This is a genomic window from Streptomyces sp. NPDC002994, assembly GCF_040611155.1.
GTDB lineage: Bacteria > Actinomycetota > Actinomycetes > Streptomycetales > Streptomycetaceae > Streptomyces.
In genome coordinates, this window is the sequence record NZ_JBEXNQ010000014.1 from 82695 (window position 1) to 99418 (window position 16724).

Here is a 16724-nt window from a genome sequence, read left to right on the forward strand (position 1 = left end):
ACGGTTCATCAGGTCAACCACAGAATGCGGGCATCCCAAGGGAGGGACCCCACTGTGTCGCGACCGATCCGCACCATCGCCGCAGCCGCCGCAGTGCTGCTGTTCGCCACCGCCACCGCCTGCAACTCCGCATCGACCGGCGCCTCGGACAACGACGGCGCGAACGGCGCGGGGAAGGGCGGCAGCGGCTCGGTACGTGGAGTGAGCGCCGGCTCGATCAAGGTCGGCGGCATCGTCTCCATGACCACCGCGAGCGGGTACTCCAAGAAGGACACCGACCTCGGCGCGAAGGCCCGTTACGACCGGGCGAACGCGGAGGGCGGCGTCAACGGCCGGAAGATCGACTACCTCGGCGCGGAGGACGACGGGCAGGACCCCGCGAAGAACCTCGCCGCGGCACGCAAACTCGTCCAGCGCGAGAAGGTCTTCGCCGTCGCCCCGATGAGCTCGGTCACCTTCTCCGGCGCCGACTTCCTGGAGCAGCAGAAGGTGCCGACTTTCGGCTGGGGCACGCTGCCCTCCTTCTGCGGGCCCAAGCACATCTACGGCTTCAACGGGTGCCTGGTCCCGATGCCGGGCGGCACGCTCAACCAGACCTGGCCGGAAGGGCTGGGCCATGTGCTGGGCGGAACCAAGGGCAAGTCGGTGGCGCTGCTCGCCAATGACAACGACGCCGGCAAGTTCGGCATCCGTACCTTCACACAGGGCTTCAAGGCGGCCGGGTACAAGGTGTCGTACGCCAAGGCCGTGGTGCCCGCGACGTCGGTGCCGAGCGACTGGTCGGCGTACACCAAGGAGATCATGCGCAGCGACGGCGGCAAGGCGCCGGACGTCGTGATCTCCGTGATGCAGACGCCGTACAACATCGGCCTGTTCACGACGCTCAAGCGCGGCGGCTTCAAGGGCGTGCTGTCCGACCCGACGGACTACGACCCGGGGCTGCTCGCCAAGGACGCGACGCGGCAGGCGCTGGACGGGGTGCATGTGCTGGTGCAGTTCGAGCCGTTCGAGTCGGACAGTGCGGGGATGCGGCAGTTCAAGGAGGACATCAGGAAGGCGGCGGGCGGCAAGGACGTGCCGCTCAATATGCACATGGTGTTGGGCTGAGACGCCGCTTCCAGCCCGACCGCCTGGAGCGCTTGCTATTGCTGGGCTACTGACCTGGGAGAACTCGCCCCTAGTTAGCTCGAGTCAGCTACAGTCGGCCCAAGTTCACCATGATCATCTCCCACTTGTTTCCCACTGGGAGAGGAATGGGCAGGGATGCGGCGGGAGACCAGGGTGGGGATGCCACCTGGGGAGGTGTTTAGCAGCCCCCACCCTGGCCACCCTGTCCAACGAGTGCACTGTGCACATGACACGGTCACATACGTCACTCGGCGAAAGAGTTTGAGCATCTTCGGACAGGAAAGAAGATGTGACCGCCCGCCCTCCGGGGGTGCTCGGAGAACGGGCGGCCGTCGCGCAACGCACGGGCTCGTCACCGGCCGGCGTTAATCGGTGGCCAACCCGGTGCCCATTGAACCCTTCTTTGGCATATGCCGATAGGGCATACGGCGGGTCGGTTCGAACTCCAGTTCCCACACGGATATGATCACCGTCAGCACATAAGGCGACCGTTTGGGTACTGACTCATGATCGGCACGGCCAGAGCGTTTGTCGAGTGCCCCGCCGAACACCTCTCCCCGACTGGATCCACACCCGCCGCCGAGAGCTCGGCCATCGGATCGCCGCACTTCGTATCGCACAGGGGCTCTCCCAGGACCAGCTAGCCGACCGGGCGGGACTGGAACGCCGCAGCATCCAGCGATACGAGAACGCCGTCCGAGACCCACGGTTCGCCGACCTCCTCCTCATCGCCAATGCACTTGAAACGCCACTCGCCGAGTTGGTGCGCGAGTAGAGCGGGCGCATCGCGGCGCGGTCAGGGCCGAAATGGTGCTGCGGTGCTGACGCTCCTACTCAACTGCCGTCCGGCAAAGCGTGTGCCACGCACGCGTCGGTGCACTCCGTTCGCGCCCCGTGTGGACCCGCCTCATCGGCGCCGGTGGCAGCTGCAGGCGCAGCGCAGCGTCTGCACCGGGACCTCACCCGGTCGGAGTCGGATCTGCCTGTTGCCGTGGCACAGCCCGTGCTCGCCCAGCTGGCACTCCCCCGTGGTGTACGTGGCGGGCCGCGGGTGGGGTGGGGCGCTCATGCCGCAGCTCGCGCTTCACGCAGGGTCGCCTTGAGTGTCGCGGCGTCGGCGCAGTCGATGCCGGTGCGGCAGGTGGCGCAGTCCTGGATATGGAGGATGAAGACGCCCCAGGCCTGCTGCAGTGGGGTCGGCCCTGCCACTTCGCCGGCCGCTGCCTGGTCCGTAGAATCCGCCATGTCGACTCCTGCTAGTCGTCCACGCCCCGGGGCCGGTCACACGGTCGCCGGGGTTCTCTCTGTCCTGAGCCTAGCGGTGCGTGCTATGGCGTGCTAGCCATGCCACATCTCGCCTAGAGCGCTGTGGCCTGCCTAGCGTGGAAGGGTGATCGAGTTTGCCCCTGACCAGCCACGATGGCGGCAGGTCGCCGAGGTGATGCGTGCGCGCATAGCCGACGGGACCTACCCGCCCCGGACCCGCGTGCCGTCCGTCCTGCAGCTGCAAGCGGAGTTCGGCATCGCCGCGGCGACGGGGCAGAAAGTCCACCGAGCACTCAGGACTGAGGGGCTCATCTATACCGAGCCAGGGCTGGGGTCGTTCGTCTCCGATCAGCCTCCGCCGGCACCCTGACACTGTCAGTCCTGCGGCGTAGCCTTCTCGCATGCCCCCGACTCCCCCCGCTGACCGCGGCTCTGTGCGGTCTGCCGCTGAGGTGAACGCGGAGATGCGCGCCTTGTGGGTGGATGGTGCGCTGTCGGATGCGGCCCGGTATCAGGCGCTGTTGGAGGAGTGGGCGGAGGCGGTCAAGGCGTCCGTCGTCGAGGCGGCGTGACCTGCGGGCCACTGTCAGACCCACGGTCTACGATCCGCCCGTGGCAATCGAACTCAACGACGACCTGATCCAGCTCCAGCGCGCGGCAGTGGCCGCCTACGACGAGGCGATGCGGGAGGGGTACACCCGCGAGACGTGGGCCCCGTGGCGGGAGGCCTCGACTCGGGTGCAGGCTGCGGTGACGGCGCACGCTGAGGCGACCGGGCAGAACCGGTACGAGGTGGAGATGGCGCTGAAGAAGGCCGCGCAGGAGGGCTGACAGCAGCAAGCCCCGCTCCGCCCCGGCATCAACGGGGTGGAGCGGGGCCAGCAGTAATCCACCGCATGCTCGCAGCGAATGATGGCGCCCAGTCTACGAGCGGGCACTGACAACGAGGGTGGGGTCAGGCGACTCGGCTGGCGAGCAGGGTGGCGGCTTCCCAGACGCTGCTGGCGTTGATGCCCATGCGCGCCAGCATCACCTGATCCTTCGCGTCCTGCTCGGCCTTGGCGAGCCGGGCGTCGACTCGCAAGGCGCGCCACAGATAGAAGGCTTGCTCGTACTCCGTGACGGTCGGGTAGGCGTAGCGGTGTGGGCCCGCCTCCCGTTCGGCGAGCTCGTCGAGCGTGTAGGGGCGTGCGCTGTCGGTGTGGGCCTCGTCGTAGCCCCACGGGACCTGACAGCGCGGGCCGTGCTTCCGGCAGCCGAACACGGGCTCCTCCTCGATGGGCTGCCCTCAGTGTGGCAGCCCACCCCGACAGTCGTAGACTCGAACACATGTCCGACTTGCCGCCTGACCTGCCCCGCCTCCGCACCCTGGAGCACTGGCACGCCGTGCAGCTCGACCGCATTCGGGCTGCCATCACCACCGCCCAGCAGCGGGAAGCCGAGGAGCAGCGCAAGCGGCCTCTGCCGCCACCCCCGGACTGGGTGCTGCAGCAGGGCATCGGCCAAGGCGGGCCGCCCCTCGCCGTACACGTCGGCGGGTGCACCCTCGCAGGCGGACGACCTCGACCCATCAGCCGGGAGCAGGCGCTACGGGCGCTCGCCGAGGGGATCGAGGCGTGCCAGGTATGCCGGCCGGACACGGACCTCGGGTGGCTCGGCTAGGACTACTCGAATGGCCTCGAGCACTGGCGCGGCTACAGAGGCCGGGCCTTCCCTGGATGCATGAACGACAGCCAGCGAGACAGCGAACCGGAGTGGCTCCTCCAATGGTGGAAGAGCATCGGCGAGTCGGGCCGGGCCCGCATGCTTGAGGTGCAAGACGGTGACCGCATCCCCGAAGACCTCGCGCAGACGTACAACCACGCCGCCAACCACGCCGCGCCGTTCGGCGCAAGATCAGTCGCCGTCGCCCGAGAGGGGCAAGACTCGACGTGGGCGATGCCGAATGTCCTGCGTGCCTTCCTTGAGGCCCAACGCCAGAATCGCGACGGCTCCTGACGCGGGAAGTCCGCTACCTCGGCTAGGCGCCGGGCTTCCGGCCCGCCTTCTTCGCTGCCGTCCTCTTAGCTGGCGCCTTCGCCTTCCGCTCCGAGTGCTCGGCCATGTCGTGGACGCTCGCAGGGTCTTCGCCGCGCGCCCGCCGGGCCGACTCCATCGACTCACGCAGCGCGGCCATGAGGTCGACGACTGGGGCGGCAGGCGGCTGCGGGGCGCTCTCCGGTTTCATGCCCTGGGCTTTCGCGGCGAGGAGGTCTTCGAGGGCGTCGCGGTAGTGGTCGCGGAAGCCCGAGGGGTCGTCTACGGCCATGGCGTCCATCAGGTCCACGGCTGCGTCGATCTCCTCGTCGGTCACCTCCGCCGGCCGGGGCGCAAGCGACTCCGGTGAGCGAATTTCGTCGGGCCAGCGCATCGAGTGGAGGACGATCGCGTCGCCCTTGACCCGCAGCAGGCCCAACCGTTCGCGGCCGTGCCAGGCGAACTTCGCGATGGCGACCTTGCTCGAGCGCTCCAGTGCCATGCGCAGCAATTTGTACGGCTTCGCGGCGACCCCGTCGGCGGCCAGGTAGTAGCTGTCGCCGATGCGGATCGGATCGATGCTCTCGGCTGGCACGAACGCGACGATCTCGATCGCCTTCGCCGTGGGCAGCGGCATGGCGTCCAGGTCGGCGTCCGTCACCTCGACGATCGTGTCGCGGGACACCTCATAGCCTCGCCCGATCTCGTTCTGGTCGAGCACCTGCCCGTCCAGCTCACAGACTTTTTGGTACCGGATGCGGCCACCGTCGGCCTGGTGGATCTGATGGAAGGCGATCGAGCGGTTTTCGGTGGCGCTCACAACCTGGATCGGGATCGTGACCAGACCGAAGCTGATCGCGCCGGACCAGATGGGGCGGGGCATGACGAACCTCCGTGACAGCCCCGAGACGACCAGCCTACGCACCAAGCGGCGGCCCGGCATGTCTCGTGTAACGGTAGATCGGAACGGTCGGGGGGTCTGTCGAACCACGCCACTGAACGGAGCACGCCATGGTCATCAAGAAGCTGCACGACATGGGCATGCGCAGCGAGCACGCCTACACCGCCGCACTCGCCTCCATCGGCCTCACCGTCGCCGTCTGGGCCGGGTCGCTCAAGATGGAACCCGGCACCGGGCTCGCCCGCGCCGACCGTTGGGGCCTCTTCATCGGCGAGTGGGCGCCCACTTTCTTCGGCCTCGGCCTCGCCCTCTCCCACTACGAGCAGCAGGACGGCACCCTCACCGCCACCGGCGCCGACGTGCGGGACCTCCACCGCAACGTCGGATAGGCACCCCTGCTCAACACGGGATGGGGGTCGGCGCCGCGCAGGCGTCGGCCCTCCCGGGGGGAGGTCGGGAGGGACGGCGCGGCCCCGCCTGCTGCCGCGGGCGGGGCCATGGGGCAACTCCTCTGCCTGGGGGCTAGGGGGGTGCCGTCGATCACCACACTGCACCAGAACCAGCCACAGCAATAGAGGCGTGACCGGAAAACGTTGATCGCGTGGGGCGGCTGATGCCCACGACTACGGGGCCTGAGGGGCGGCGAACCGGTCCGTGATGCCGACGAACAGAGCTTCGGCCGCGTCGACGTGAGCAGCGTTCCGCTCCCCCTTCTTGCGCCGGTTCCAGTAGCCGACGGTCGTGGCGGGGTTGTCGTGGTCGGCGAAGGCTTGGACTTCGGCGAGGTCGACGTGGGCGTCGAGCATGTGCGTGATGCGGCTGGCCCGGAGGACGTGCGGGGTGAGCTTCCGGCAGACCTTGCACCGGGCGAAGGCGTGGCCGGGTTTGTCGACGGCCGGGCAGGTGAGGACGCGCGCCTTGCGTCCGAGGCGAGTGAGGAGCCTGGCGATGTCATGCCGGTCGAGCCGCTGGCCGCTGGAGTCGAGGAGAAGAGCGTTCTCAGTGCGGCCGGCGGTGTGGGCGTCGAGGAGTTCGGCGACGGTGGTGGGCAGCGGGAGGATGCGCTCCTTGTGCTCCTTGCGGGTGACGTCGAGGAAGGAGCGTCGGCCGCGCTCGATCCGGTCGGTGACGTCGGCGGCGACCATTTCGGAGACGCGGCCGGCGAGCGTGTAGAGGAGCAGTACGACGAGGGCGTCGAACTCGTTCTCTGCCGCCTTGGCGACGGCCTGGATCTCCTCGACTTCGAGCACGGGGGTGCTGCGGGATGTGTTGCCCTTGTCGACCTTGGGCCGGTCGTCCTGGGTAACGGGGTTCCGTGGGAGGTCGATCTTCTGGGCGGCGTAGGTGTGGAGCGAGGAGAGTGCGTTGAGGTAGCGGGAGATCGTCGTCGGCGGGTTGCCTCGACCCTCCATGCGGAGTCGCCATGCCCGGATGTGGTCGGGCGTGAAGCGGCCGAGTGCGAACCGCTCGTGTCCCAACTCCTGCGCGTAGCTGCCCCAGACGCGGCGGATGTCGTCGACGTAGTTGCGCTTGGTCTGGAGGCTGCCGCGCCGGGTGGAGGACAGCCAGTCCATGATCCAGACGAACGTCTCGAGGGTGACGGCTTCGGCGAGGAGTTCGGCGCGCGGTCGGTAGATGCGCTCCTGGCCGCGCCGGTCGACCTGGACTTGGCCGAGGTCGTCGACGAGCTTGCGGCGGACTTCCTCGAACAGGTCCGAGCCGGGCAGCGCGATCGACTGCCCGGCGGTTCGGTTGGGGAGGGTTTCGCTCACGGCTTCTTAGAGCCTCCGTCGTTCATTGACTGCTGAAGCTCCCTGTACCGGTCGGAGATCGCGGCCATCGCGTCCTCTTCTGTGAGCGTGCCTGACGTCCATCCAGCCCAGATGGCCATCACGTCGGCGGTGAACTGCTGGTGTCCGCCTTCGAAGACGGCGACGATTTCCTTGGCGGCCGGGGTGGGGACGGTTACGCCGTACCGGCCGGTGATGTCCCTGATCAACTTAACGAAGTCGTATGCCATTTCGGGTCCTCCTTGAAAGCGTTGCTGTCAGGCAGGCAGGTCGAGTTCGGAGCGCAGCCTCCGAAGAGCTTCCGCCCGCGCGGTGGCCCGCATCTCCTCGCGCCACCGCTTCTCGACGTAGCCCGGGATCGGCCGACCGCTCTGCGCTGCACGCAGGGCGTCAAAGACATCGAAGAGCATCCGCTGCCCACGCTCGCGCGCCGCCTCATCCATGACGACCCTCCTTGCGGTCCACGTGCGTGAGCTGCCACTGCTCCGCCAGCTTCAGCCAGTTGTCGTCGTCGGTGAACTGCGGGCGCCGGGTGGACCAGCGCTCGAACGTCTTCGACATTTCGCGGGTCGCCCAGTCGCTAATCCCGTGCTGCTCGATCAGGTCCTGCCAGGAGTCGCGTACCGCGTCGTACTGGCGGCGTGAGTAGTCGAGGCCGTCACTTGGGTCGATGTCGTCGATGTCGACGCCGGCATGGAGACAGAGGGCGGTGTAGGCGTCGGCCATGGAGGTGCGCTGGTCCGCCCACTCGACGGGGCCGTGCGGCTTCAGGGTGTGGGCGTAGTAGTCGCGGACTCGCCTCGGGTGATAGCGCCTGGCCATTTCTTCACCTGCTCACGGCTAGTTTCTGTACCTACAGAATGCGCTCGGAATGCCCCCTTGTCAAGCCGTCATGGCAGGCGGATGCTAGTTTCTGTCCCTACACATTCGAGGAGGTGGCCGCAGTGGCCAGGCCTAAGACCGGCGAGACGCCCAAGCACAACGTCCGCGTGCCCGACCCGCTCTGGAAAGCGGCCACCGAGAAGGCTAAGCAAGAGGAGCGCACCATCACGGACGTCATCGTGACTGCTCTCCACCGGTACGTCGCGAGCCCCTCGAAACCCCCGCCAGAGGGCCCCAACTCTTAACGCATAAGGGAACGTTATGCGCTACCGATGCGCTCAGGCGGTCGTCCCGTCGGTGATGAGTCCGAGTGTCGCGAGCGCGGTCAGCAGGTTGGCGAGAGCCGTCCCGTCCGCACGGGATCCGCTCACGGTCTGCTTGGCGACGGAGGGCACCCCGTGGAAGCCGAGCTTGTCGCCTGCCCCGTCGAGGGTGTGCTTGGAGGCGACGTTCACGATGTTGGTGTTGACGCCGGCGAGGAATGCAGTGCCCTGCTCAATGGCGGCGAGGCGGAGGAAGATGTCGTCGAGGAAGCCGTTGAGGGTGGTGACGGTGCCGGTGAGCGTGTTGACGACGGTGATGGTCGCGAAGATGCCACTGGCCCACGCCCGGTCGCCGTGAGGGTCTGCGGCTGCGGCGTGGGCGGCAATCTTGGCTAGGGCGCCGGCTGCCGTCTCGAGTGCGGCCGTGTCAGGGATGCCGTGGACGGCTGTGGTGTCCGCCGTGTGCGTGGCGACGGCCGCCGCAGCGGTGCCTGCCGGGTCGGCGCCTATGTCGGGTGGGGTCAGCGTGACGACGCCACTCTCGCCGTTGACGGACAGCACGGCAGGCGACGACACCGTGCCGACTGACGACTCCACCCGGGAGAAGGCAGGCAGGGTCACGGTGGGCGCTCCGGCGGGGAGGCTGATGTCGTAGGCGCGGCCTGGGGCGTTGGTGAATTCCTCGTCGACCCGGTACGTCCAGCCTGATGGGTTGAAGTCGTCGGCGTCGGTGGCCAGCAACGTCTCACTGAATCCGCCGGAGGCGTTGAGCGTGGCGTTGACCGTGCCGAGGGCGATGACGCCGTGGGTTGCGGAGGTGACGCGGCTGACCGACGGAGTGAACCGGATCGTGCCCGCATACGCGTCGCCGTCGAGGGTGCGGTAGCCGGACGCCCCCGCGGTGACGGTGACGGTCTCGACGCCTACGGGGAACATGGGGCCTCCTACGGGTACTGCCGACGGAACGGGTCAAGGGCCTTGGGCTGCGTGTTGCTTGGCGGGGGTTCCGGGTCGGGGGCGTCCTTGCGGCAGACCTTGGCGTTCGGGTCGTAGTCGGGGGTCTGCCAGCTGTACCCCTCGGGGCATGCCTGGCCATCCGTGCCGTCTCGACCATCCGCGCCGGGCTCGCCTTGCGGGCCCTGTTCTCCGGTCGGCCCCTGCTCGCCGGCAGGTCCGGCCGGGCCCGGTTCGCCTTGCGGTCCAGCCGGACCCGGCGGGCCCACCACCGTGGCGCCGTCGGTGCCCGGCTCTCCTGACTTGCCTGGCTGACCGGTCTCGCCCACGCCGTCGCTACCGTCGCTACCGTCGTCGCCCGGTTTCCCGGAGGGGCCGACCCCACCCACAGGTCCACGGTCGCCAGGCTCACCCTCGGGGCCGGGCGGACCGGACGGGCCCGGTTCGCCGCGGCCGGTCTCGCCTCTGCTGCCGGGCGGGCCGGCGACGGGGTCGCCCCCCATGTCCTGCACCTGCTGCGCAAGTGCGTCTCGCGCCTCGCGCTCGTTGCGGAGTTCGGAGCCCTGCCCCTGCATGGTGATGACGATCCAGGCGAACGCGCTGATTGCGGCGAGGACCGTGAGGGCGTACCGCAGGTCCGCGAGATGGGCCCGTGGCGAAAGCTTGTGGGCGCTCACGATCCGTCTCCCCTCGTGGCCAGGTACACCTGGAGGAAGATCAGGAGCACCGGGACGATGAAAGCGGTGAGCAGCAGCCGCTTGTCGACGCGGCGTTGAGCCTCCGCCGTGCGCCGGTCCGCGTCCACCTGCCGGGCCTCCTCCCTGCGGGCCTCCTCTATGGCCTTGACCCGTTCGCCGAGCTGCCGGAACGCTTCGTCGCCGTAGTGCTGGTCCGTCTGGTAGCGCTCGACCGACACCCGCTTGTCGAGCTGGGCTTGCACGTTCTGCAAGTCCTCGCGGAAGTCGGCGAATCGCTCGTTGTACCGGCGCTCGAGTTCGCCCGCAGTCGGATCAGACACAGCAGGCTCCGATCAGATGGGTCAAACACTCGTCGGCCGCGCCAGCGTCGACGGGGATACCGGCGACACCTGACCGCGCGACAGAAGGGCCAGGCCGGCGATGACCGCACCGTTGATGGAGGCCACGAGTTCGGCGGACAGTTCGAAGCCGAACGCGGTGACGGTGGCGGCGACGACGGCGACGAGGCCGGTGAAGGCGTTCGGGGCGATCGGCCGGGTGAGGGCTGCGGCAATTGCGGCGAACACGGCGGCGAGGGAGGCGACGAGCCAGCCTGCCTCTGTGCTGTCGAGGCCGACGTTGAAGCTGACGAGGATGGCGAGGAGGGCGCCGAAGCTGTTCACGATGAGTGCCGGTTCGCGGCCGAGGATTCTCATGCGGGGACTCACTTCCAGTAGAGGCCGCGCACACGCGCGGTCGTGATGAGGGTGGACTTGAGGTCGGCGTCGTCGGCCGGGTAGTACACGGCCTCGAAGCGGACGACTTCGCCGGGGTCGACGGAGCCGACGTGGGAGAAGTCGAGGAAGCTGCCGCCGCCGGTGGTGGTGCGCTCGGTGATGGGCCCGGCCCAGCGGGAGCCGTCCGGTCGGTGGTGGTACCAGCGGCCTTGCACGGTGCCGCCCTCGGGCGCGGTCAGGTTCAGCCAGGCGGTTGCCGTGTACGCCTTGGCGTCCTTGAGCAGGTCGAGGGACTCGACGGCGACCGAGGTCCACTTGCCGGGGATCAGCGGCTTGTCGCGCTGGTCGGTGAGGCTGAGGTTGTGCGGCACGTCGGTGTCCTCCTCGGCGGGGGCTGTGGGCGTGGTGGGCTTCGCGGTGGCGTGGGCCAGGACGCGGGCGAAGTCGATGTCGCCGGGGTCGCCGTGGTCGTTTTCGGGAACGTGCTGGTGGCCGAGCCATCCGTAGTAGGAGCCCCACTGGGCTCCAGTGAGGCGGACCCCGTTGGCCCCGTAGGAGCCTCCGACCTGGCCCTTGTTGTAGGGCTTCCAGGTGATGGTGGACTTCATCTGGAGGCCGTGTTCGGCGTGGGCCCACCGCACGAAGTGGGCGAGTTCCTTGAGTGCCCAGTCGGGGGCGTCGGGCCAGAAGGTGTAGTCGACGCCGGCCCGCTTGCCGTCCCAGGTGGTGGCGTTTCGTTCGTCGCAGGTGCCGACGAGCTCGACCTGTACGGCGTTGGCTGTGTTCGTGTCGACCCCGCCGCTGCGGTTGACGAGGGCGCGGCTGGAGACGTCGAAGTCGAAGTGCTGGTACCAGCGGAGCCGCTTGTTGGCGAAGTCGGGCACGGCGGTGAAGTTCGGTGCGCTCGCGCCGTCGCCGTAGGACGGGAGGACCCGGCCCTCGGTGGTGTGGACGACGCCGACGTTCGACTCCATCGGGGTGCCGCCGTACCGGGTTTGGTACCAGTACGTGGTGCTGGCGCCGGGGTATTTCTGTGGGCCGGTCTTCATGCGGGTCTCCTCAGCACGGCAGCAGCATCCTTTGAATCGTAGCTAACAACCCGCCTATCACCTACGAATCACAGGTTACGGGTATGGTTGACCTCGGGTCGGCTCAGGGCCCGGCGGCGGGGCCACGGCCGTGCGGGTCCACGGCCCCGCCGCACCAAACCCGCACAACCCGCACTCACCCGCACCTGGAGCAAGCACATGAGCCCTTCAGCGCACCCGCAACGCCCACCAGCCGTAATCGAGCTGGCGGAAGCCATCCGCCTCACCCGCGAGTACGTCGGCGCAGACGTTCTACCGGCCGTCGAAGGCTGGTCCTGGTACGACGCCCTGAGCAGGTGGGCGCCCGAACACCTCCCGCAGGGAAGGGAGGATGCAGCGACGGGGAAGGGCGCCCCTGAGCCCGGCAACGTCGGTCGCCCCCCAGTCGCGATGTACGAGGTGCGTACCGCTTGGGGCATGACCTACCGGGCCGAGGGCGACGCCATCGAGCAAGGCGACGGCTGGTTCACCCTCTGGGCCGACGAAATGGTCATCGCCCTCCGGCTCCCCGAAGCCGACATCCGGTCCATCAGGGCCGTAGTCGACGCATGGGAAGACGAGAATCCGCCCCCGGCCGATGCTTGCCGCCCCGGCTGCTGCATCGACAACGACTCGCTAGCACCGACGACATGCGCCTTCTGCGGCTCGAGCGAGGCCTGCATCAACCACCCCGGCCAGGAAGCCCTCGCCCGAGGGGCAGCCGGACATCTGTTCTCCCCAAGTGGACAAGGCGAGGAGTCGTCGGCGGGCAGCGACAGCCCCGCCCTCGCCAACCTGGTTCGCGACGCACTGGGCATTGACGTCACCAACCCAGGCGTGGGTGAAACCCCAGACTGGCCGACCATCCTCACCACGGCGTGCCGCGAGCTGCTGAAGTCCGAAGCGGCGCGCGCCAAGTTGCGCACCCAGGGCAACATTCAAGGGCGTTGCCCCGCCTGCCACGGTCAGAGTCTGTTTCTGGGCGACGGTGGCTACGTCACCTGCTCCCGCATCGACTGCCAGGACCCTGACGCGGCCTCCGTCGTCCTTGAGAATCGCCCCAGGCCGGCAGGTGGGCGATGAGCGAGCCGACGTACCTCACGGTCGAGCAGCTCCTCCCCCTAGCTGTGGCCATCGAGCACCGGCAGCGGCAGCAGAAGCGCGGCCAGCAGTTCATCCGCCGCCCGCTTCCCCCTTGCCCGACCTGCAACGTTGCTCCCGACGAGGTGAGCACGGGGCGGCCCCCGAACCACTTCACCGGCGACCTGGGGATCCTGTTCGAGCACTGCGGCCACCGCTTCCTCGTGGACGACGCCACAGCCCACGAGGCGACGCAGCAAGCAGCGCAGATTGTGGACCAGGACGAGCAGCGGCCAGCGGGCGCCTCGGCTAGCCCCGTCGCCTTTCACGCTCCCCAGCCGGAGTACGTGATCGCCCTGCGCGCCGACGACGGGACGCTCATCGTCGGCATCCGCCCCGACGGCAGCATCGCGCGCGGCCCCAACTACCAGCCCGACTCGGCGGCTGTCGAATTCTGGGACGCCGTCACCCGCGCCGCACAGGCGGCAGCGCCATGGAGAAGCGGCTCATGAGTGACCTAGCCTGCCGATTCCGCGTCGCGTCCCGCTCATCCGGCGAAAGGCGAGTCGTGGCTGTGCAGGTGTACGAGGATCTAGTCGAACTGCGCTCGGCGGCTACCCGCCACATCGCCGCGGAGCCTGGGTACTTCGCCGAGGCCCTAGGTGTCTGCCACGCCTACACGTCGCCCGGGCCGACCATGGCGTTGATCCGACTCTGGCGTCAGCGACTCGGGACCAGCGTGATCGTGCACGAGGTTACGCATGCCGCCATGGGCATCTACCGCATGGACTGGCTGCCGGAGCACGGCGGCCCAGAGGACGCCTTGGAGAACGAGGAAGTCCTCTGCTATCTCGTCGGCGACCTCACCCGGCGGGTAGTTGACCGTCTCCATCACTACGGCATGTACAAGGAGCAAGAGGCATGAAGGTACTGGTCACAGGAGGGTCCGGCTTCATCGCCTCATGGATCCGCAAGGAACTCACCGCGCGCGGCCACCAAGCCATCGTCATGGACCACCAGGACCGACGCCAGCACCTCGCTGACAGCGAGGAGTTCTTCCTCGCCGACGTCCGCGACCCCACCGCCGTCACCGAAGCCGCTGCCCACGCCGACGGGATCATCCACCTCGCCGCCGTCCTCGGCACCCAGGAAACGATCACGAACCCGCGACCGTCCGCCGAGACGAACATCATCGGATCCTTGAACGTCTTCGAAGCCGCAGCCCAGTACAACCTGCCCACCGTCTATGCCGGCGTCGGCAACCACGCCTTCCGGCTCATCGGCACAGGCTGCTACACCATCACGAAGTCGGCGGCTGAAGACCTGGCCCGCATGTACAACCTGTACCGGGACGGGGGTCGCATCACGATCGTCCGCCCCGTCAACGCCTACGGCCCCGGCCAGTCCGTCGCCGCCCCCTACGGCACCAGCAAGGTACGCAAGATCCTGCCCGCCCTGTCATGCCGGGCGCTCACCGGGTCCCCTATCGAGGTGTACGGCGACGGCACACAGATCAGCGACTGCGTGTACGTCGCGGACGTCGCGAACGCTTTCGTCACGGCCCTGGAGTACACCGCCGAGCACGGGCCCACCGAGCGCCCCGTCGAGGTCGGCCCGCTGGAGTCGCGCACCGTCAACGACATCGCCCGCCTCGTCGGCGAGCACGCCGCACTGCTCACCGGCCGCGAGCCGGTCGGCGTCGTGCATCTGCCCATGCGGCCCGGCGAGATCCCGAACGCCGTCGTGTCCTCCGACACTGAGACGCTCAAGCAGATCGGCTTGGACGCAGCGGACTTCGTCCCGCTGGAGGACGGCATCCGCCGCACCGTCGAGTACTTCCACGACGCCTGGCTCCCCGGCTATCTGGCGGCGTGATGCGCATCCACTTCTGGTCGGCTGACGAGGCAGGGTCGGGCGTGTACCGGGCGATCCTGCCCGGCATGTCGCTGCAGTGGCTGGGGCACCAGGTGTCCGGCGGCATGCTGCTCCCGGAGGACTGGCAGGAGCTGGATGTGGTGGTCGGCTGCCGGGTCGCGAAGTCGGCGCCGTCTCGTGCGTGGCGGACGATGAAGGCCCGCGGGATCCGCCTGGTCCTCGACCTGGACGACGATTACCTTCACCTCGACCCCAGCAACGAGGCCGCGTACCGCGTCTGGTCGGACCCTGCCATGCGCAAGGGCCTGCTCGACAACATGGCCCTGGCTGACACGGTGACGTGTTGCTCGGAGCCGTTGGCCGCGGTGATGCGCGACTATCACGGTGATGTGCGGGTTGTCCCGAACGGGCTGCCCGCCCAGTACCTGGGGCAGCCGCGCGACTACGACCCCGAGGTGCTGTCCGTCGGCTGGGCCGGCACAAGCTCCACGGTCGCCGAGCTGCCGATGGCGGTCCGGGCGCTGACCCGGATTGCCCAGTACCCGCGGCCGGGCGGGGTCGCGGTGCGGCTGGTCGGGATCGACGCGGCGCAGGCGGTGGGTCTCGGCATGCGGGGGAAGGGCATGGGCGCCCTGGGGTGGGTGCCGAACTTCGGGCATTACCTGCAGGCGGTCAGCGCCTTCGACGTGTGGGTGGCCCCGTACCGGGACATCGCGTTCAACCGGGCGAAGTATCCGACGAAGTTCTTGGAGGCGTCGATGCTGGGCATTCCGTTGATCGCCTCGGACATTGAGCCGTACCGGCGGGTGATCCGGCACGGCGAGAACGGCTTCCTCGTCAAGCGTGAGCACCAGTGGGGGCGCTACCTCAAGCGGCTCGTCGACGATCCCGACCTGCGGCAGCGGATGGGCATGGCGGCCCGCGCGGAGGCCTCAGGGGCGATCCTGCAGGCGCTCAACCGTCAATGGGAGGCGGCGCTCTCTGCGCCCGCCGTAGAGAGGACAGCCGCATGATTGATGGCAAGCGTGTGATTGCCTGGTCGCCCTACGGCCGGCGTCGCACCTACAGCATCCTGATCAAGTACCTGGAGCGGGATGTCGCTCGCGGCTTGGTCGACGAGGTGTGGGCGTTCATGAACACCGACCCCACGGGCCAGGAAGGCGACATCGCCTTCGCCCACGAACTCGACGAGCAGTTCCCCTGGTTCCACCTGAAGCACCGGCCCGACGGCGTCAACCTCGGGAGACTCCCCAAGCAGCGGTACACGGGCCTTGCGTACCGGTACATGACCGACCCCGAGGCGATCTACCTGCGCCTGGATGACGACGTCGTCTACCTGCACGAGGACGCCATCGAGAACCTGGTGCGCGCCCGCATCGAGATGCCCGCCCCCATCGCCGTCTTCCCGATCATCATCAACAACGCGATCTGCTCCCACTTCCTCCAGATGTGCGGCAAGGTGCCCATGGAGTGGGGTGAGGTGAAGGCGTACTGCATGGACCCCACCGGCTGGGCCAACGGACCCTTCGCCGTCAAGCTCCACGAGATGCTCCTCGACCACATCGAAGCGGGCACTGTGGAGGACCTGTACCTCTACCAGGACTTCCCTCTCGCGCCCGGCACCCAGTTCTCCGTCAGCTGCTTCGCCAGTCGTGGCGCGGACTATGCCGCGCTCGACCGCCCCGGCGTCCTCGTGCCCGACGAGGAGGAGTCTTGGCACACCGTGCACCACCCGCTCGCCACCGGCCGCCCCAACATCATCCGGGGGAACGCCGTGGTCAGCCACTGGAGCTTCTTCCCGCAGCACCCCTTCCTCAACGGCACCGACCTCCTCGACCGGTACCGCGAACTTGCAGACAAGGTGGCGTGATGGCCCAGCAGATCAGCATGGAAGCGGCGTTCGACGGCTACCGCAAGACGGCGACGGATCTGTTCCACGAGAACGTCCTGCTGAAGGCGCGTGTCAGGGAGCTGGAGGCGCAGGTGGAGCAGGAGCCTGCCGGGCCCGTCGTAGAGCAGTCCCCCACGATGCGCCCGGCAGACGGGCAGGACTAGCCGCGGCGGAGTGCTCCGACGAGGGCGCAGACG

General features: G+C 68.4%; 27 protein-coding genes. 15 read left to right on the forward strand and 12 right to left on the reverse strand.

Translation table 11 applies throughout. The features are described from left to right. The first annotated feature begins 54 nt into the window (after nucleotides 1-54). Both ABZX79_RS20095 and ABZX79_RS20100 read left to right on the forward strand, forming a co-directional pair. On the forward strand, nucleotides 55-1107 hold the full coding sequence (locus ABZX79_RS20095) for an ABC transporter substrate-binding protein (protein WP_355259078.1): 1053 nt from the start codon (nucleotides 55-57) through the stop codon (nucleotides 1105-1107). 556 nt (nucleotides 1108-1663) lie between these two features. Continuing rightward, complete coding sequence (locus ABZX79_RS20100) at nucleotides 1664-1903, forward strand: helix-turn-helix transcriptional regulator (protein WP_355259081.1); 240 nt, start codon at nucleotides 1664-1666, stop codon at nucleotides 1901-1903. 290 nt (nucleotides 1904-2193) lie between these two features. On the opposite strand, the gene ABZX79_RS20105 is transcribed toward ABZX79_RS20100, so the two are convergent. After that, nucleotides 2194-2373, reverse strand: coding sequence for a hypothetical protein (locus tag ABZX79_RS20105; RefSeq protein WP_355259084.1), 180 nt, complete (start codon nucleotides 2371-2373; stop codon nucleotides 2194-2196). Nucleotides 2374-2518: 145 nt separating this feature from the next. Between ABZX79_RS20105 and ABZX79_RS20110 the strand changes: the two genes are divergently transcribed. From ABZX79_RS20110 to ABZX79_RS20120, 3 genes are read left to right on the forward strand one after another with little or no spacing between them, the layout of a single operon-like run. Beyond that, on the forward strand, nucleotides 2519-2764 hold the full coding sequence (locus ABZX79_RS20110) for a GntR family transcriptional regulator (RefSeq protein WP_355259087.1): 246 nt from the start codon (nucleotides 2519-2521) through the stop codon (nucleotides 2762-2764). A 31-nt stretch (nucleotides 2765-2795) separates the two neighbouring features. Next, on the forward strand, nucleotides 2796-2966 hold the full coding sequence (locus tag ABZX79_RS20115; RefSeq protein ID WP_355259090.1) for a hypothetical protein: 171 nt from the start codon (nucleotides 2796-2798) through the stop codon (nucleotides 2964-2966). Between the two features lie 40 nt (nucleotides 2967-3006). Next, complete coding sequence (locus tag ABZX79_RS20120) at nucleotides 3007-3225, forward strand: hypothetical protein (RefSeq protein ID WP_355259093.1); 219 nt, start codon at nucleotides 3007-3009, stop codon at nucleotides 3223-3225. Between the two features lie 124 nt (nucleotides 3226-3349). Here the strand turns inward: ABZX79_RS20120 and ABZX79_RS20125 are convergent, their stop codons facing one another. Then, nucleotides 3350-3658 carry a hypothetical protein gene (locus ABZX79_RS20125; protein ID WP_355259096.1) on the reverse strand — a complete coding sequence of 103 codons (309 nt, stop codon included), beginning with the start codon at nucleotides 3656-3658 and terminating at the stop codon, nucleotides 3350-3352. A gap of 65 nt (nucleotides 3659-3723) precedes the next feature. Between ABZX79_RS20125 and ABZX79_RS20130 the strand changes: the two genes are divergently transcribed. Together ABZX79_RS20130 and ABZX79_RS20135 are read left to right on the forward strand one after the other, a co-directional pair. Then, entirely contained in the window at nucleotides 3724-4056 is a 333-nt protein-coding gene (locus ABZX79_RS20130) for a DUF6233 domain-containing protein (RefSeq protein WP_355259099.1), read from the forward strand. Nucleotides 4057-4116: 60 nt separating this feature from the next. Further along, the gene (locus ABZX79_RS20135) at nucleotides 4117-4392 is read left to right on the forward strand and encodes a hypothetical protein (RefSeq protein ID WP_355259102.1); all 276 of its coding nucleotides are present in this window, start codon (nucleotides 4117-4119) and stop codon (nucleotides 4390-4392) included. Nucleotides 4393-4414: 22 nt separating this feature from the next. Here ABZX79_RS20135 and ABZX79_RS20140 read toward each other — a convergent pair whose 3' ends face one another. After that, complete coding sequence (locus ABZX79_RS20140) at nucleotides 4415-5293, reverse strand: Ku protein (protein ID WP_355259105.1); 879 nt, start codon at nucleotides 5291-5293, stop codon at nucleotides 4415-4417. 128 nt (nucleotides 5294-5421) lie between these two features. Here ABZX79_RS20140 and ABZX79_RS20145 point away from each other — a divergent pair, with 128 nt between their 5' ends. After that, on the forward strand, nucleotides 5422-5700 hold the full coding sequence (locus tag ABZX79_RS20145; protein ID WP_355259108.1) for a hypothetical protein: 279 nt from the start codon (nucleotides 5422-5424) through the stop codon (nucleotides 5698-5700). Nucleotides 5701-5934: 234 nt separating this feature from the next. Here the strand turns inward: ABZX79_RS20145 and ABZX79_RS20150 are convergent, their stop codons facing one another. From ABZX79_RS20150 to ABZX79_RS20190, 9 genes are all read right to left on the reverse strand, one after another. Beyond that, the gene (locus tag ABZX79_RS20150) at nucleotides 5935-7083 is read right to left on the reverse strand and encodes a tyrosine-type recombinase/integrase (protein ID WP_355259111.1); all 1149 of its coding nucleotides are present in this window, start codon (nucleotides 7081-7083) and stop codon (nucleotides 5935-5937) included. Further along, the gene (locus ABZX79_RS20155) at nucleotides 7080-7331 is read right to left on the reverse strand and encodes a hypothetical protein (RefSeq protein ID WP_355259114.1); all 252 of its coding nucleotides are present in this window, start codon (nucleotides 7329-7331) and stop codon (nucleotides 7080-7082) included. Before ABZX79_RS20155 ends, ABZX79_RS20150 begins: the two co-directional genes overlap by 4 nt. A gap of 27 nt (nucleotides 7332-7358) precedes the next feature. Continuing rightward, nucleotides 7359-7544 (reverse strand): hypothetical protein, encoded by a 186-nt coding sequence (locus ABZX79_RS20160; protein WP_355259117.1) that lies wholly within the window; start codon nucleotides 7542-7544, stop codon nucleotides 7359-7361. After that, nucleotides 7537-7923 (reverse strand): hypothetical protein, encoded by a 387-nt coding sequence (locus ABZX79_RS20165; RefSeq protein WP_355259119.1) that lies wholly within the window; start codon nucleotides 7921-7923, stop codon nucleotides 7537-7539. Before ABZX79_RS20165 ends, ABZX79_RS20160 begins: the two co-directional genes overlap by 8 nt. A 338-nt stretch (nucleotides 7924-8261) precedes the next feature. After that, entirely contained in the window at nucleotides 8262-9182 is a 921-nt protein-coding gene (locus ABZX79_RS20170) for a hypothetical protein (protein WP_355259122.1), read from the reverse strand. An 8-nt stretch (nucleotides 9183-9190) separates the two neighbouring features. Further along, nucleotides 9191-9877 carry a collagen-like protein gene (locus tag ABZX79_RS20175; protein WP_355259124.1) on the reverse strand — a complete coding sequence of 229 codons (687 nt, stop codon included), beginning with the start codon at nucleotides 9875-9877 and terminating at the stop codon, nucleotides 9191-9193. Beyond that, nucleotides 9874-10218 (reverse strand): hypothetical protein, encoded by a 345-nt coding sequence (locus ABZX79_RS20180; RefSeq protein WP_355259127.1) that lies wholly within the window; start codon nucleotides 10216-10218, stop codon nucleotides 9874-9876. Before ABZX79_RS20180 ends, ABZX79_RS20175 begins: the two co-directional genes overlap by 4 nt. A gap of 21 nt (nucleotides 10219-10239) precedes the next feature. After that, on the reverse strand, nucleotides 10240-10593 hold the full coding sequence (locus ABZX79_RS20185) for a hypothetical protein (RefSeq protein ID WP_355259130.1): 354 nt from the start codon (nucleotides 10591-10593) through the stop codon (nucleotides 10240-10242). Between the two features lie 8 nt (nucleotides 10594-10601). Continuing rightward, entirely contained in the window at nucleotides 10602-11663 is a 1062-nt protein-coding gene (locus ABZX79_RS20190) for a hypothetical protein (protein ID WP_355259133.1), read from the reverse strand. A gap of 456 nt (nucleotides 11664-12119) precedes the next feature. On the opposite strand from ABZX79_RS20190, the gene ABZX79_RS20195 reads away from it, so the two are divergent. Genes ABZX79_RS20195 through ABZX79_RS20225 form a run of 7 tightly spaced genes read left to right on the forward strand, consistent with a single transcriptional unit; the run spans nucleotide 12120 to nucleotide 16691 of the window. Then, nucleotides 12120-12764: a hypothetical protein gene (locus tag ABZX79_RS20195; RefSeq protein WP_355259136.1), complete on the forward strand. Its 645-nt coding sequence runs from the start codon at nucleotides 12120-12122 to the stop codon at nucleotides 12762-12764. After that, nucleotides 12761-13273 carry a hypothetical protein gene (locus ABZX79_RS20200; RefSeq protein WP_355259139.1) on the forward strand — a complete coding sequence of 171 codons (513 nt, stop codon included), beginning with the start codon at nucleotides 12761-12763 and terminating at the stop codon, nucleotides 13271-13273. Before ABZX79_RS20195 ends, ABZX79_RS20200 begins: the two co-directional genes overlap by 4 nt. A gap of 56 nt (nucleotides 13274-13329) precedes the next feature. Beyond that, nucleotides 13330-13686 (forward strand): hypothetical protein, encoded by a 357-nt coding sequence (locus ABZX79_RS20205; RefSeq protein WP_355259142.1) that lies wholly within the window; start codon nucleotides 13330-13332, stop codon nucleotides 13684-13686. Then, complete coding sequence (locus ABZX79_RS20210) at nucleotides 13683-14636, forward strand: NAD-dependent epimerase/dehydratase family protein (protein ID WP_355259145.1); 954 nt, start codon at nucleotides 13683-13685, stop codon at nucleotides 14634-14636. The genes ABZX79_RS20205 and ABZX79_RS20210 overlap by 4 nt, the downstream gene beginning before the upstream one ends. After that, nucleotides 14636-15649, forward strand: a complete 1014-nt coding sequence (locus tag ABZX79_RS20215; RefSeq protein WP_355259148.1) for a glycosyltransferase family 4 protein — start codon at nucleotides 14636-14638, stop codon at nucleotides 15647-15649. The genes ABZX79_RS20210 and ABZX79_RS20215 overlap by 1 nt, the downstream gene beginning before the upstream one ends. Then, entirely contained in the window at nucleotides 15646-16506 is an 861-nt protein-coding gene (locus tag ABZX79_RS20220; protein ID WP_355259151.1) for a hypothetical protein, read from the forward strand. Before ABZX79_RS20215 ends, ABZX79_RS20220 begins: the two co-directional genes overlap by 4 nt. After that, nucleotides 16506-16691 (forward strand): hypothetical protein, encoded by a 186-nt coding sequence (locus tag ABZX79_RS20225; protein WP_355259154.1) that lies wholly within the window; start codon nucleotides 16506-16508, stop codon nucleotides 16689-16691. The genes ABZX79_RS20220 and ABZX79_RS20225 overlap by 1 nt, the downstream gene beginning before the upstream one ends. Nucleotides 16692-16724: the final 33 nt, after the last annotated feature.